We start from the raw sequence: 14,550 nt of genomic DNA, 5'->3' as shown, positions 1-14,550 counted from the left end.
CGCCTTTCAGGCAGTTCAGATCCCTTCATGCATAAACTGCATGCATAAACAGATTTTTTTACGGTTTGCGCTCAGGGTGGGCTATGTCAGCCTTTAATCACGCCCGGCACTTGCCGCCGGTAGCAACCAAACAAGAACAACAAGCTGTAGTGAGGCTCCGATATGAGCAACCGTGAGAAATGGCGAGCCCTAGAGGCTGAGCTGCGAAGCGCGTTGGGCGCAGCAGTTCAGTTCGACAATGGGCACAAAGCCGTATACGCACACGATGCGTCGAATTACCGGCAGGTGCCTATCGGCGTGGTTATGCCTCGCACGATTGAGGACTGCATTCGGGGACTTGAAATCTGCCGCAAGCATGACGCCCCGGTGCTCACCCGAGGCGGCGGAACCTCGATGAACGGCCAAACCGTCAACGCTGCCGTTGTCTTCGACCTCTCCATGCACTGCAATGCAATACACTCTTTGGACCCCGTCTTGGGCACCGCAGTAGTGGAGCCTGGCGTTGTATGCGACACCCTACGTGATGCTGCTGAGCAGCACGGGCTCACCTTCGCCCCGGATCCGTCGACGCATAGTCGGTGCACCCTCGGGGGGATGGTCGCAAACAACTCGTGCGGTCCTCACTCCGTGATGGCTGGCAAAACGCTTGAAAACGTCGAGGCGCTGGAGGTCATCACCTACGACGGTGAGCGTTTTTGGGTAGGGCCAACTTCAGAGGATGAGCTCGCATCTATCATCGCTCAGGGCGGTCGTCGCGGGCAGATCTATAAAGATTTGCGCGACCTTCGTGACCGCTACGCGGACTTGGTGCGCCAACGGTTCCCGAACATCAAGCGCCGGGTATCGGGCTATAACCTGGACGAACTTCTTCCTGAAAACGGCTTCAATGTCGCTCGTGCGTTGGTCGGCAGTGAGGGCACGTGCGCCGTGACACTGGCGGCGAAAGTACGTTTGGTATCAAGCCCTGCTAAGCGGGTGGTGCTGGTACTTGGGTATGACGATATCTATGTGGCAGCGGATGCTGTCCCTGAGTACATGCGTTTCGACCCGATAGCGATTGAAGGGCTGGACCGTCGAATCATTCGAGGACTGCAAGCCCGGGGCCTGCGCGCTGAGGAAATTGCGCTGCTGCCAAGAGGGGACGCCTGGGTAGTCATGGAGTTCGGGGGGGCCACGGTGGAGCAGGCCACGGCCAAAGCTCAAGCCGCGAGTGACTATTTCAGCTCCCGCCCTCAGGGGCCGGTTCCTACTACCTGGATCGTTCCTGATGCTGCCTTGCAGAAACGCATTTGGTCGATCCGCGAGACGGGCGCATCAGCCACTCAGCTTTCCATCGACCCGGATGTGCCAGATCCACAGGTGGGTTGGGAAGATGCTGCAGTAGATCCGGCTAGATTAGGAGACTACCTGCGTGCGTTCCAAGCGTTGGTGGATAGCTACGGCTATACCACCTCATTGTTCGGTCATTTCGGAGACGGATGTGTGCACGCACGCATCACCTTCGATTTGCGTACCGAGGAAGGCGTGCAGAAGTTTCGTGCTTTTACTCGTGAGGCCGCTCAGTTAGTCGTCGACTATGGCGGCTCACTTTCGGGCGAACATGGTGACGGGCAAGCCAAAGCGGAATTTCTGCCGATCATGTTTGGTGAGGAGCTCATGGAAGCTCTGCACCAATTCAAAGCGATCTGGGATCCTCGCAACCGTTTGAATCCAGGCAAGCTGGTCCACGCCTATCGGATCGACGAAAACCTTCGTATGGGCCCTGACTACAAGCCTGTGGAGCTCATTACAAAGCTGAAATTCATCAGCCAGGAAGGTGATGGCTTCCAGCGCGCAGTAGAACGTTGCGTGGGCACTGGTAAGTGCAGGACGTTGAAAGGCGGCACAATGTGCCCTAGCTATCGGGCTACCCGAGATGAACGATTTTCAACACGAGGACGGTCTCGCTTATTTTGGGAGATGCTCCAAGGGGATGTCGTCAAGGATGGTTGGCGGAGTGAAGAAGTCAAAGAAGCTCTGGACACATGCTTGGCCTGCAAAGGATGCAAAAGTGACTGTCCGACGCATACGGATATCGCGTCCTACAAGGCGGAGTTCCTTTCGCATTTCTACGAAAGCCAGCGTCGTCCGCGCCAAGCACTGACAATGGGGCGTATCGGCGACTGGGCACCATTAGCAGGCCGTGTGCCGTGGCTGGCGAACTTCTTTACTCAGACTCCGGGCATCAAACGGGTCGCCAAGCAACTAGGTGGCGTTGCCCAAAGCCGTGATCTGCCACGCTTTGCGCCGCATCGTTTTCGCCAACTGCACGAACGAGATCGCACCACAGAAGCGCCGAAACCCAAGGGTCGTGTAATCCTCTGGGTCGACACATTCTGCGAGCATTTCCATCCCGAAATTGCGATAGCCGCCGCGCAGGTAATCCGCCACGCAGCTTTTGAGCCTGTTTTACCAGAGCGTCCACTGTGCTGCGGTCGGCCACTCTATGATTTCGGCTATCTCGACCAAGCCCGTGGGAAGCTTTTGGCCATCCTCGATTCCATAGGTGACCAGCTGGTCGATGAGAAAAATGGGGTAGTCGGACTGGTCGGTCTGGAGCCAGGCTGTCTCTCCGTTTTCAAGGACGAGCTGCTCAAATTCTTCCCTGATGATCCCCGCGCACAAGCATTGGCTAGCAAGACGCGTCTACTCGGAGATTTCTTGGTCGAAGTTGGCTATCAACCGCCAACTTTTGAAGCGGACGTCCTCGTTCATACACATTGCCACCAAAAATCTCTTTTTGGTGCTAAAGGCGATCGCCTGTTGCTGGAGAGGATGGGGGCTCGGGCCCAATTCCTAGATAGCGGTTGCTGCGGAATGGCAGGTTCGTTTGGCTTTAATCCTGACCACGAAGAGTTATCACGCGCGGTCGGCGAGGAAGTGCTACTACCTGCAGTCCGGAAACAATCCAAAGAAACTGTGATCCTGACTAATGGCTTCAGTTGCCGTGAGCAAATTCGTCAGGGCACTGGTCGGGAGGTCATGCATCTCGCCCAGCTACTCGCCTTAGCACATCAAAAAAGCGCGGGCGCTCAATCCGAACCTTTTTCAGCGATGAGTGTGGTAAGCGAAGTAGAAAACGTTAGCTGAAAGAGCCAGTGTGCCAATCACAATGTCATACAAAAACAAGAGGACATCCCATGGACGCTGCATTCGAAAAGCAGGTCACCCGCAAGATTTTCTTGCGTCTGCTGCCCCTGCTTATATGCTTGTACATCATTTCTTATCTTGATCGCGTAAACGTAGGTTTTGCTGCGCTGACCATGAACGCCGATATCGGCCTCAGTGCTGCAGTTTACGGCTGGGGTGCAGGATTATTCTTTATTGGATATTGCCTATTTGAAGTGCCAAGCAACCTGATGATGGCGCGGGTAGGCGCGCGTCGCTGGATCGCTCGGATTCTGTTCACGTGGGGCTTGATCGCTACCTGCATGGCCTTGGTACAGGGACCGAAGAGCTTCCTGGTCCTACGGTTCCTGCTAGGTGTCGCAGAAGCTGGATTCTTCCCTGCCGTGATCCTCTATCTCACATTTTGGTTTCCGGCCCGGTACCGTGCGCGCATCATCTCGACGTTCATGTTGTCCATCCCAATTGCATTAGCCCTGGGAGCGCCGATTTCTACCAAACTTTTGGAGCTAGACGGTTTACTGGGCCTCAAAGGGTGGCAATGGCTTTTCATAATTGAAGGCCTGCCGGGTGTGTTCTTGGTCTGGGTTGTGTTGAAGTATTTACCCGATTCGCCTCAGAAAGCGGACTGGCTCACGGACGCTGAACGTGACTGGCTTAGTCGTGAACTCGAGAATGATCGCAAAGTCCATCCCCCACAATTGGATGGCAAGGCCTCTGTATGGAAAGTATTTTGCAATCCAGCCATCATTGCTCTCTGCGTCATCTATTTTTGCACTACTGCCGCGAACCTAGGCTTGTCGATGTTCCTTCCTCAGATCATCAAGCAGCAGGGATATTCAGGTATGGCCATCGGCTATTTAGCCGCGATTCCTTATCTGATTGGATGCGTTGGTATGGTATCGATCGGCTTCCTGTCTGATCGGTTCAACAAACGTAAGTTTTTCCTTATCGTTGCACTATTGTTGATCGTAGGTGGGCTGGCATCGGCTGCGTTGTTGTCAGGGACGTATTTAGCAATTGTGGCTATGTGCGTAGCTACAGTAGGGATCATGGGCTGCAAAGGTCCATTCTGGCCGCTTCCCGCTCTTTACCTGAGTGGTAGTAGCGCGGCTGCAGGCATCGCATTAATCAACTCGGTAGGAAACCTTGGCGGATTCTTCGGACCGGGATTAGTCGGGATGGCGAAGGAAATGACAGGCAGCTTCGAAAGCGGACTGTATGTATTAAGTGGCATCGCATTACTCGGAGTCATCTTAACGGTATTCTTTGTTTCCGACCGCGGGAGAAGCCCCAAAGTAAAGCCTGCAGTGCAACCCCAGATGGCTAAAACCTGAAAGATGCCCGACGACTGAAATTTCCTGATCCAGTTAAAAGATTGGCAGTGAGTTGTACTTATGCCGGGAGAGCGGGCCACACCGCTAGCCCGGTTTTTTTTTGGACGCCTGCTTGCCAATCCTTGTCTACCGACCTGCGAATTATGAGATAGCTGGGTTCCAGCCATCTTCACGCTAAATAAGTTAGAGCGAGCTAATTTCGAAGTTAAGTAGTACGCGACCGACCTGCAGCTTCATAAAAAATGCTCCGGCATTATATAGTTGCGGTGACGACGTTGGCCCTGGGCCAGTCAGGGGCATGTTACAGCCGCGCCGTGGCACAGCGGCGTCGACATGAATACCAGTCAAGAGCACGCTCACCTGCTTCGAAGCCCGCTCATAGGCGATTTGGTTTGTGATCTACGGCGGGTTACCGATGGATAGGAAATGTCCATGCGGTGCTAATACCCCATACATTGGAAGCACAGGCTAAAGCGCTTTATAGATCCGCCTGCGATCGAGGAGGGTGGGCTAGCTATGCCGATGAGTGATTCGTCTCGCCTCTCGCAGCAGCTCGAGCACTATGAGCTGGATTACGACACCCTGGAGAAATCACACACCATCTGTCCAACGATGTGGCTACGAAGTGGCGACAAACACATAGAGCTCAGCTGAGAGACGGCCGAGTCCGCTGATGTTGCCGCCAAATATTGAGCTGTTTACCGTCGTATTAGTCCTTAGAACGTCGGAGTAGTGGTTTAGATGACAGCTGCCCGCGCATCGTGACCAAGGATCTCCAAGCGCCGTTCTATGAATCGATCCCAGACCTCAGGGTTCAGCAGGTGTGGAGGTCGTTTACCTTCGAGCATAGCGATGAGCTGCTCGGCAGAAGACCGCGCAACGTTTCGACGGCCTCCATGGCTCACGCCCGCAGTATGAAAGGTCGCAACGACATTGTTGAGGGTTAAAAGTGGAGCCTCATGGCATGGAGGTTCCACCTCCCACACGTCGAGTCCTGCTCCGCGAAGGTGCCCGCTTTTCAAGGCTTCGTAGAGAGCCACTTCATCATGGATTCCACCACGAGCCGTGGACACAAATACAGATCCAGGTTTCATCCTGGCAAATGCGTCCGCGCCAATCAGGTGCCTGGTTTGTGAATTTAGTGGGCAGTGCAAGGACACGAAGTCACTACGCTGAAGCAGCTGCTCGAGGCTGGTCGGCTCCGCGCCTCGGGATCGAATCTGGTCAGGGGAGAGGAATGGATCAAATGCAAGCACCTGCAAGCCAAAGCCTTGAGCAATCTTAGCAGTTCGGGTACCAATCTCCCCTATGCCAACAATTCCGATAGTGCAGCCGTGAATCTCATCACCCATCAGGTCCTCTCGAGTGAAGCCAGACTCAGTCCTCAACTTCTTGTCAGATTCCACGATGCGTTTGATCACGGAAAGTAGAAGCGCGAACGTATGCTCAGCCACTGAGTGCGCATTTGCACCAGCTTGATTAACAACTGGAATCCCTGCGGCGCTGCACGCATCAACATCCACGGTGTCATAGCCTGCCCCTCCGGCTGAAACACAGAGCAAATTAGGACACGATTTAATGAGGTCTTCATTCACCCACCAACGTTTTGGTAGATCGTCTTTAGCCGCGCAAACGTGGTAGGCATGACTTTGCGCAAGCGTAGCTGCCGTCTCCAAGCATTGTGGATCTCGCGAGGCAACATGCAGATCGATATTAGCGTTGGGAGCCAGCGTCTCGTCGAAAATCGGGTTGATCCACAGATCTAAGCGGCACACTTGTGCCTTGAAGGTCGCATTCATTTGTAATACCTCTGTTTACCGAGTCTGGTGCAGGTCCGATTTTAATGCGGATTCTAACTGGTCGTATTGGACGGCTTTAATTCAACCTGTTGATGTGCAGTATCAGCATCATGAGCGGCAGTGGCCGGAACAGGCTCTTTAATAGTTAGTAGAATGAGAAAGCTTACAAAAGATGCGATCGCCATACCGAGGAATACTTGGGACCAACCGTAACTATCCAGTAAGAGGCCCACAAGGAATGGAGCTGCTGCGCCACCCAGCTGCCCGCCAGTGTTCACAATCGAGCTCGCCACTGGGAATATTTTCTTAGATGCCAAGCCCATGGGATATACCATGTAAGAGGAATAACCGATGCTAATCAGCGTGCCGGTCAAAAACATCAAACATGCATATAGCAAGGGGTCATTCGGGGAGTTAATCAGAGCGTACATCATGCCGGCGGTAGCCAAGGCAGAAAGCATCATGCCCGGCTTTCGGCGCTTGCCGAGTAAGCGGTCAGAGAGAATACCTCCTAGCAGGTTACCGAAAATTGCACCTACCCACGGTGCTGCGGCTACAAAGCCCATGTTCATGATGGAGAAGTTTTTGACACTGACCAGATAGGTGGGAATCCACGACAGCAGGATCATTGAAATGCCAACCTGGAAGCTGTAGCCAAGCGAACAACCTATTACGTTCCAGGAACGGAAAAGGTCTTTGCTTGAAGTTATAGCCTGTATCGGTGCTACTCGGATAAATTTGTCAAGCTTTGTAAAGTCCCGGCGATCAGTCTTGTCTTGCTGAGTAATTACATTATTAGTTTCATCAGTGATATAGCTCAGCTCTTTGGAGTTGACAAACTGGCTCTCCGCCGGCTGATTGCTTACCAAGAAATACCACATAACCGCCAGGATTATCCCGGGTATAGCGAAGATGTAGAAGATCTCCCGCCACCCCCACATTGCGACAATAGCGACGCAGAGCGGTGGTACCAGTACAGGACCAAACTTCACAGCGGCCAAAAAGATACCGGTAGCAGTACCCTTTTCTTTGGCAGGAAACCAGTTGTTAATAGTGGCGGCAATCCCGATAGGCAGTGGTCCTTCGGCTATGCCCAGCAAAAATCGACATATTTTCAAACCGATTACTGAGTTGACCGTTCCCATCAGACCTGTCAGCACCGATGTTGCGATCATAGAAAATGAAAATATCTTCCTGACACCATATTTACTTGAGGCGAAACCGGAAGGTATTTGGGCCAAAGCGTAAGCAAGCAGGAATACGCTTAACAGCGCACCAGCCTCGGCATTGGTCATGGGGTATTCTTCGCGAATGAATGGAAGCGCAACCCCCAAATTCGCTCTATCCGCTGATGCAACTGTGTATACCAGAAAAAAAAGCCCCGCTACGACCCAGCGGAACCTGGACGGTTTTTCATTGCTAATGTCGTCTTTCATGCTTACACCTGCTCTTATTATTAAAGTTTGCGGGTTTCTAGCAAGTCGCTAACTTATCGTATGGCAAAAGCATACCCTCAGGCGGGAGCCTGTTCATTAAGCGACCCTAGGTTGAATCTTCGTTAGCCCCTGCGATTACGACGCAAGGCAAACCGAAGTCATTTCGGTGGCGATGAAGAAAGAGTGCTGATGCTCATTTCATGAGATCGACAATGCGGGGGGGGCCTGAAATCAGGCTTTCGCTTTACGGCAGACATTGAGCAAACCATCGAGGTTCGCGAGCTACGTGACCGGTGCGGAATCGTGGGCAGTTGCGCAACCGAGGTAGGGGTGATGAGGCTCATGGCTCCTCCGAGATTGTTCTTATGGAGCCGACTATAAACCAGATTGTACTGAGATTGTATTTTTTTTATTCCGCAGTGACGTTTTCCGATCGATGGGCCATGAAGCGCCGGTAAGCCATCCTGATGTGCGTCTGCATCGCTTGCCTAGCAAGCTCGCCGTCCCGAATTTCGATGGCGTAGGTGATGTCCAGGTGCTGCTGCAGGCTTCGGGCAAAATCTGCTTCTGCGTAAAGAAAAAATGACCGTGTGATCACGGGCATATCAATCAGCGTGTGAAGCATGGCCTTGAGCCTTTGAGATCGAGCGGTTTCCAAAAGTTGGTGGTGAAACGCCCTGTTCGCCGCCTGTACGCCTAGCTGGACGCCATCGCCACCACGACTAATCGCTTCAGCCATAGACGCGTTTATCCGCTGCAGCTCTGCTACATCCTGTGCCGTAGCCCTTATAGCTGCCAGCATCGCTGCATGAGGCTCAAGTAGCTCCCGGAGGCTAAACATCTCCTCGACGTCCCACTGCGTCCACCCTGCAACAAACACCCCGCGGTTGGCCTCAACCACTGCTAAGCCATCCTCAACGAGCTTTTTGAGCGAAGCTCTGACAGGGGTGCGGCTCAGCTCAAACTCCCGGCTTAGGGGCTCCTCCTTAAGTTGAGTTCCCGGTTCGTACTGCCCCGCAATTATGCGGTTACGCAACGTCTCGTAAATGCGCTCTGTAGCCATGTCTAGTGGTTCTCTTCCCTAGCTGCCTTGCGTGATTTTGGGCGCGTGCAGGGGCGTTACCCGATGCTCGTACACGCACGCATTATCATCATGCAGGGAGCCGTTTGTACTGAAATTGTTTGCATTAAGCTGCATTGTACTTTTATTGTATTTGTGGATGCTCATTCTGCGTGTCCGCTCAAGCCCGTGCTGCGCTCGATGAGTAGTGTACAGCCTAGGTGTGTTGAGCCAGATCAGACCAGACGGAAACCGCCATGCCTATCTCACAAGAACAAATTGAAGTCCTCAAAAAGCTCGGTTCAGCCACCATTCACGAGGCTCAGGGCCAAACAGGCGCGATTGACAGTTCTCTAAAACCGATCGACCCAACTGTCAGGTTGTGTGGGCCTGCGTTGACGGTTGACTGTCGTCCAGATGACAACCTCGCCATTCATTACGCGCTTACGAAAGCCAAGCCGGGTGACGTACTCGTTGTAGATGCAAAGGGTTTCTTGGAAGCGGGCCCATGGGGTGACCTTCTTACACTGGCGTCTCAGAAGCTGGGGATTGTGGGGTTAGTAATGAACGGCGCTGTTCGTGATGCTGACTCGATTATCGAGATGGGTTTTCCTACCTTTGCACGCGGTTTAAGCATCAAGGGAACGAATAAATGCCAGCCAGGAAAAGTGAACGTCCCCATTGTGATCGGGAATGTGCAGATCCAACCCGGAGACATCATCGTCGGGGATCGGGACGGCTTGGTGGTGGTGGAGCAAGATCGTGTCGCAGAGGTGATTAGCCTGAGCCGCGCTCGCGAGGATAAAGAGGACGGTATACGCCATGGCATTGAGGCTGGCGTGAGCACAGTTGAACTACTTGGCCTGGAGGCAACGCTTGAAAAGCTCGGAATGAGGTAAACGCCTGCGCTCGGGGACCGCCCACGACTTGACACCGTCAAGGGTCGCCGAGCACGGTTCTTGGAAAGATCGCTTTTGGGCGTAACGCGTTTCCCCAAGTCATTGGTCCGAACCTTATAGCCGGCGCTGATCATCTCGTACTGCTCGGCACCGACCATTTAACCAAACCTGGCTTTTGGCCTATGAGCAGACTGCGGTGCTCCAGTCACTTCTACAGCTAATCACCTAATGCCTGCCTAGCCATTTCCAGTGCTCCAACAGCCGTTAGGCATGGATCCTTCGACATTTGGATCTTGCCTGTTGTCGCCCAAAGGGCGCTCAAATGCGCAACCGGACCGGCTAAACTCATAGACTGCCCGATGATTGAATCCGGCCGAGGCGCGCCGCTCGCCCGCATCCAAGGCAACTATCCCCCTGCCTGCGTCGCGCTTTTGACAGAGCAGCTGCCTACCCACGGGGGCTGCTACGCTTTGGGTTCTGGGCGAAGCTGAACCACCCGCAAAGCCTCATCGTTGCTGATCGCGACAGTTTTAATTCTCTACAGCGTGGGCGCGAATCATTTTTTGGCGAGGTTGCGACAGATTTGAGGTTTCTCCAAAGGAAGCTCAAACCCAGAAATTCCGGGGGCCGGTTGCGACAGTTTTAATTCTCTAAATCCACGGGCAGATCTATAAAGATTTGCGCGAGCTTCGTGACCGCCACGCGGACTTCGTGCGCCAATGGTTCCCGAACATCAAGCGCCGGGTATCGGGCTATAACCTGGACGAACTTCTTCCTGAAAACGGCTTCAATGTCGCTCGCGCGTTGGTCGGGAGCGAGGGCACGTGCGCCGTGGCACTGGCGGCGAAAGTACGTTTGGTATCAAGCCCTGCTAAGCGGGTGGTGCTGGTACTTGGGTATGACGATGCCCCCATGGCTGACCCTGGAGCTGATGCGCCAACCTCGTTGCAGCCCACCCTCATCACTACGCCACCCGGCTAAGCATGCCCTGAGTGTGCCCCATAATGGGGGACGGCTGTCGTAAACCGCAACCAGGCTTCGCTAGGTTGCGGCCCTTCGGGTTTCCATTCTCACGCCTTTGGCCCGCCCTAGGCCTGCGCGCTCCGCTTGCCCATGTTCGCCGGACGCTTACTACTTGCGGCTCTCTAAGGAGCTACTGTGATCCAAGCAGCACTGTCACGGCTGGCTGCTTCCGCCCCACCGGTTCGCGTACCAACAGCTTCATACTCTCGCATTAGCAAATCGCCACTGACCGGGGGAAACCTTCTCCCATTGGCGGAAAGCACGGTAGTAAGAGTTGACGTCCTCGTAACCGAGCAGATATGCCACCTCTTTCAGTTCAAGGGTCGTATCGGCGAGCAGGTGATATCCGACTTGGCGTCGGGTCTCGTTGAGCAGGGCGCTGAACGTCGTCCCCTCTGAGGCTAATCGTCGTTGTAACGTCCGCTCGCTCTGTAAGAGTTCCTGGGCGAGGTACTGCAAACTTGGCCGCCCCGCCGTCAGGGCTCGTTTCAGCACTTCAATGACCTGTTCAGAGAATCCCACAGGAGCCTCGATCTCTCGTATTGCAGCAGTCAGCCCGGGGGTCATCATGTGCAACACGTCCGGATTGTGCTGCAGAAACGGTAAATCGAGGTCGGCGGCGCTGATCGTCAACTCGTCACGCTCCGCGCCGTAGTGAATGGGGCAACCGAAGTAACTTGAGTGAGTTTCCGAATCAGGGCTTGGCCGTCGCAAATTCAGTTCGACTGGCACCAGATGTATACCGGTGCCTCTTCGACCCAGTTCCAGTACCAGAGCAAAACCCGCATCCACTGAGAGGTAAGGTGCCGGCGCCGTGTCAGAAGGCCACTGAATCGTGAACACCGCCCTGCCCTGACCCTCGTCGATGCAAAGCCGGTCGGGGCTGCATAAGCGTTTGAACCGCGAATACCTCGCAATGGCGTCGCGAAAGTCAGCCGCATATAACGCAGCGAGAAAGGCCATTTTGTGTTTGGCACTGGGCGTGTCGCGAACCATCTTTATCGCGAAGCCCTGATCTTCAGAAAGCGCCTCGATCGCATTCCAGACGGCGAAGAGCTGACTGCTGCTGACAACAGCCGCGTCATCAAGCAGAAGCTCACGGGGCAGTTGAGCGTGCTGTTGAATCAACAAGGGATCGAGTCCCAGTTGCGCTATCGATTGCCAGAATACGCTGGGCAATTTGCAACGCTCGACGCTGGTCTGCAGGTACGACATTTCTTGACTCCGAACCGCAGGTAAGCGGTAACGCGTGACGCAACGTTGCGCGGATGGCGCATTGCGCAAGTATTCTGGCGTAAACCGCCCAAGGGGTTCTGCAGCTTCACTCTTACCATAGGCGTCAACCAACCGAGCCTAGCGGAGCTCACAATGACAATGACGTTCTATACCAATCCCAACTCTCGCGGGCGCATGGTGCGCTGGATGCTCGAAGAGATCGGCTGCACCTATGAATCGGTTGTGCTGGACTATCAGTCAAGCAGTCAGGATGACCGTTGGGGCGGTGCTGCGCTGGCAGCGCCGACGGTGGCCGATCCTGCAGATCCACGCGTGGTTTTTTTTCGCGACGTGAACCCGATGGGAAAGATTCCCGCACTGGTGCATGACGGGCAAACCATAACAGAAACAGCCGCGATCTGTGCGTACCTGGCTGATGTGTTCCCCGAAGCTATGCTGGCCCCTGCGGCAGCTGAGCGGGCTAATTACTACCGTTGGCTGTTTTTTGCCGCAGGCCCACTGGAGCAGGCTGTGACCAACCGACGCGCTGGCTTCACCCAGACCCCTGATCAGGAGTTCTTCCTGGGTTACGGCAGCTACGAGCGCACCGTCGATCAACTCGAACGCGCAGTGTTGGCGCATCCGTTCATTGCCGGAAACCGCTTCACCGCTGCCGACGTTTATGTCGGCTCCCACATCGGTTGGGGGCTAGGCTTGGGCACCTTGCCACCCAGAGCCGCGTTTCTCGCTTACGCCGAGAACTTAACGAACCGCGACGCTTATAAACGTGCGGTGGCCAAGGATGAGGCACTTTTGCGTACACCGGGGTGATACTTGACAGGGGGGCTGATGGCGACGTAACAGACTTACCCAAAATTCTGCGAGGCTTAGTAATGGCGACCCAACCACCTGACTTCACTACACGATTAATGATCGACGCAGGAATCGGAAAAGGCATGCGAATCCTGGACGTGGGCTGCGGCTCGGGTGATGTCTCCTTTGTGCTTTGTGATCTGGTGGGAAGAAGCGGAGAGATCATCGGCGTTGATCACGACGCCGGCGCCATCGCCATTGCACGTCACCGTTGTGCAGCATACGACCACCCTGCGCTGAGATTTCTTGAGTGTGATCTTCTCGAGTTGCAGGACGCTCTCGGCACTTTTGACGCAATCGTTGGACGGCGCGTGCTCATGTATCAGAAGGATGCGGTGGCAACGATCCGTGCGCTATCCAAGTATTTGCGCCCCGGTGGCATCATGGTTTTTCAAGAACATGATACGACGATGGTACCTGCAAGCCTCGGGTCTTTTCCGTTGCATGAAAGAGCGCAAGCTTGGATACGAGAAATGATTGCTCGCGAAGGGGCCGATCTACACATCGGTTTTAACCTGCACGGCATTCCTACCCGAGCAGGCCTGACCGTCGAAAGCGTGCGAGCCGAATGCCTGGTACAAACGCCTGACACACCCTACGGACTTGGCAACATTGTTCGGGCGTGCTTTTCGCGGATCACTGCATTGGGCGTTGCCAGTGCAGAAGAAGTCGAAATTGAAACGCTGCAGCAGCGTCTGAACCAGGAGCGTTCAGCCTCTTCAGGCTTCTTCATCGGTGACATGATGTTTGGAAGCTGGGCGCGAAAAGTTTGACGCTTACAAATGTCTCATGAAGCCGACACTCGTTTGCCAGTCTTCTCTTCTTGCCGTTAGCTGCCCTCCGCCAAGGGCAGCTATGGGTCGAAAGCGGCCATTTGAATGCAAAGGGAAAAGCGGGCCGCTAGCGACTGTCTGATTCCGGCGCATGGCGTTCAGTCTCTGCGGGGGGGCGGGCCAATGCCCGCGCTGCAGATTTGGCTGATCTGGCCAGGCTTCAACCTTGGGGCCCCGGCAGGTAGGGCAGCAGTCGCTCGGTTTCTTTCTTCACCACCGCGTAGCATTCGCAACTCAGCATTTCCAGCCGTGCCCGGTCCAGCACCCTGATCTGCCCGCGGTTGTACTCGATCACCCCCAGGCGCTGCAATTTGCCGGCGGCGTCGGTCACACCCTCGCGGCGCACGCCGAGCATGTTGGCGATCAGTTCCTGGGTCATACACAGGCGGTCGCCCGGCAGGCGGTCGAGTGACAACAGCAACCAGCGGCACAATTGCTGGTCGATGGAGTGATGCCGGTTGCACACCGCTGTTTGTGCCATCTGCGTGATCAGTGCCTGGGTGTAGCGCAGCATCAAAGTCATCAACTCGCCATGGCGGTTGAACTCGTCCTTGATCTTTTGCACGGGCAGACGGTAGGCATGCCCGGCGCTTTGCACGATGGCCCGGCTGGGGGTGCTTTCGCCGCCCATGAACACGGCGATGCCGACCAGCCCTTCGTTACCGACCACTGATATTTCGGCCGAGGCGCCGTTCTCCATCACATACAGCAGCGAAACGATGGCATCGACCGGGAAGTGGACGTGGCTCAGGGTGTCGCCGGACTCGTACAGCGCCTTGCCCAGGGGCAGGTTGACGTGCTCCAGGTCCGGTGCCAACCGGCTGAACGCCTCTGGCGACAGGGCTGCCAGCAAGTGGTTGTTCTGGGGTTTTACCGTGTGTTGCATGCGTGGGACCATCGATGGCAGCGG

Annotated in this window: 10 protein-coding genes; 5 read left to right on the top strand and 5 right to left on the bottom strand. The window is 54.9% G+C overall.

Annotated elements, in window-relative coordinates; translation table 11 throughout:
- Window positions 1-162: 162 nt before the first annotated feature.
- Both MRBLPB4O_RS16550 and MRBLPB4O_RS16545 read left to right on the top strand, forming a co-directional pair.
- Entirely contained in the window at window positions 163-3,129 is a 2,967-nt protein-coding gene (locus MRBLPB4O_RS16550) for an FAD-binding and (Fe-S)-binding domain-containing protein (RefSeq protein ID WP_341795935.1), read from the top strand.
- A 50-nt stretch (window positions 3,130-3,179) separates the two neighbouring features.
- Entirely contained in the window at window positions 3,180-4,502 is a 1,323-nt protein-coding gene (locus MRBLPB4O_RS16545) for an MFS transporter (protein WP_341795934.1), read from the top strand.
- Window positions 4,503-5,239: 737 nt separating this feature from the next.
- Here the strand turns inward: MRBLPB4O_RS16545 and MRBLPB4O_RS16540 are convergent.
- From MRBLPB4O_RS16540 to MRBLPB4O_RS16530, 3 genes are all read right to left on the bottom strand, one after another.
- Window positions 5,240-6,301: a hydroxyacid dehydrogenase gene (locus tag MRBLPB4O_RS16540; protein WP_341795933.1), complete on the bottom strand. Its 1,062-nt coding sequence runs from the start codon at window positions 6,299-6,301 to the stop codon at window positions 5,240-5,242.
- A gap of 53 nt (window positions 6,302-6,354) precedes the next feature.
- Window positions 6,355-7,737 (bottom strand): MFS transporter, encoded by a 1,383-nt coding sequence (locus MRBLPB4O_RS16535; RefSeq protein ID WP_341795932.1) that lies wholly within the window; start codon window positions 7,735-7,737, stop codon window positions 6,355-6,357.
- A gap of 409 nt (window positions 7,738-8,146) precedes the next feature.
- Window positions 8,147-8,800 carry a GntR family transcriptional regulator gene (locus MRBLPB4O_RS16530; RefSeq protein WP_341795931.1) on the bottom strand — a complete coding sequence of 218 codons (654 nt, stop codon included), beginning with the start codon at window positions 8,798-8,800 and terminating at the stop codon, window positions 8,147-8,149.
- A gap of 254 nt (window positions 8,801-9,054) precedes the next feature.
- Between MRBLPB4O_RS16530 and MRBLPB4O_RS16525 the strand changes: the two genes are divergently transcribed.
- On the top strand, window positions 9,055-9,696 hold the full coding sequence (locus MRBLPB4O_RS16525) for a 4-carboxy-4-hydroxy-2-oxoadipate aldolase/oxaloacetate decarboxylase (RefSeq protein WP_341795930.1): 642 nt from the start codon (window positions 9,055-9,057) through the stop codon (window positions 9,694-9,696).
- 1,221 nt (window positions 9,697-10,917) lie between these two features.
- Here the strand turns inward: MRBLPB4O_RS16525 and MRBLPB4O_RS16520 are convergent.
- The gene (locus MRBLPB4O_RS16520; RefSeq protein ID WP_341795929.1) at window positions 10,918-11,934 is read right to left on the bottom strand and encodes an AraC family transcriptional regulator ligand-binding domain-containing protein; all 1,017 of its coding nucleotides are present in this window, start codon (window positions 11,932-11,934) and stop codon (window positions 10,918-10,920) included.
- 153 nt (window positions 11,935-12,087) lie between these two features.
- Between MRBLPB4O_RS16520 and MRBLPB4O_RS16515 the strand changes: the two genes are divergently transcribed.
- Both MRBLPB4O_RS16515 and MRBLPB4O_RS16510 read left to right on the top strand, forming a co-directional pair.
- Window positions 12,088-12,765, top strand: a complete 678-nt coding sequence (locus tag MRBLPB4O_RS16515) for a glutathione S-transferase family protein (protein ID WP_341795928.1) — start codon at window positions 12,088-12,090, stop codon at window positions 12,763-12,765.
- Window positions 12,766-12,827: 62 nt separating this feature from the next.
- On the top strand, window positions 12,828-13,580 hold the full coding sequence (locus MRBLPB4O_RS16510; RefSeq protein WP_341795927.1) for a methyltransferase domain-containing protein: 753 nt from the start codon (window positions 12,828-12,830) through the stop codon (window positions 13,578-13,580).
- Window positions 13,581-13,800: 220 nt separating this feature from the next.
- Here MRBLPB4O_RS16510 and MRBLPB4O_RS16505 read toward each other — a convergent pair whose 3' ends face one another.
- Complete coding sequence (locus MRBLPB4O_RS16505) at window positions 13,801-14,526, bottom strand: Crp/Fnr family transcriptional regulator (protein WP_341795926.1); 726 nt, start codon at window positions 14,524-14,526, stop codon at window positions 13,801-13,803.
- Window positions 14,527-14,550 lie beyond the last annotated feature (24 nt).

It is taken from the genome of Pseudomonas sp. LPB4.O (assembly GCF_038383825.1).
In the GTDB taxonomy this organism is placed as follows: Bacteria; Pseudomonadota; Gammaproteobacteria; order Pseudomonadales; family Pseudomonadaceae; genus Aquipseudomonas; species Aquipseudomonas putida.
Note: the sequence above shows the minus strand (reverse complement) of the source record. Positions and strands in the feature narration are given on the sequence as shown.

Bases quoted from the DNA above. Each gene is read 5' to 3' on its own strand.
- MRBLPB4O_RS16525 (WP_341795930.1), top strand. From the start codon at position 9,055: ATGCCTATCTCACAAGAACAAATTGAAGTCCTCAAAAAGCTCGGTTCA.
- MRBLPB4O_RS16540 (WP_341795933.1), bottom strand. From the start codon at position 6,301: ATGAATGCGACCTTCAAGGCACAAGTGTGCCGCTTAGATCTGTGGATC.
- MRBLPB4O_RS16515 (WP_341795928.1), top strand. From the start codon at position 12,088: ATGACAATGACGTTCTATACCAATCCCAACTCTCGCGGGCGCATGGTG.
- MRBLPB4O_RS16505 (WP_341795926.1), bottom strand. From the start codon at position 14,526: ATGCAACACACGGTAAAACCCCAGAACAACCACTTGCTGGCAGCCCTG.
- MRBLPB4O_RS16520 (WP_341795929.1), bottom strand. From the start codon at position 11,934: ATGTCGTACCTGCAGACCAGCGTCGAGCGTTGCAAATTGCCCAGCGTA.
- MRBLPB4O_RS16530 (WP_341795931.1), bottom strand. From the start codon at position 8,800: ATGGCTACAGAGCGCATTTACGAGACGTTGCGTAACCGCATAATTGCG.
- MRBLPB4O_RS16510 (WP_341795927.1), top strand. From the start codon at position 12,828: ATGGCGACCCAACCACCTGACTTCACTACACGATTAATGATCGACGCA.
- MRBLPB4O_RS16545 (WP_341795934.1), top strand. From the start codon at position 3,180: ATGGACGCTGCATTCGAAAAGCAGGTCACCCGCAAGATTTTCTTGCGT.
- MRBLPB4O_RS16535 (WP_341795932.1), bottom strand. From the start codon at position 7,737: ATGAAAGACGACATTAGCAATGAAAAACCGTCCAGGTTCCGCTGGGTC.
- MRBLPB4O_RS16550 (WP_341795935.1), top strand. From the start codon at position 163: ATGAGCAACCGTGAGAAATGGCGAGCCCTAGAGGCTGAGCTGCGAAGC.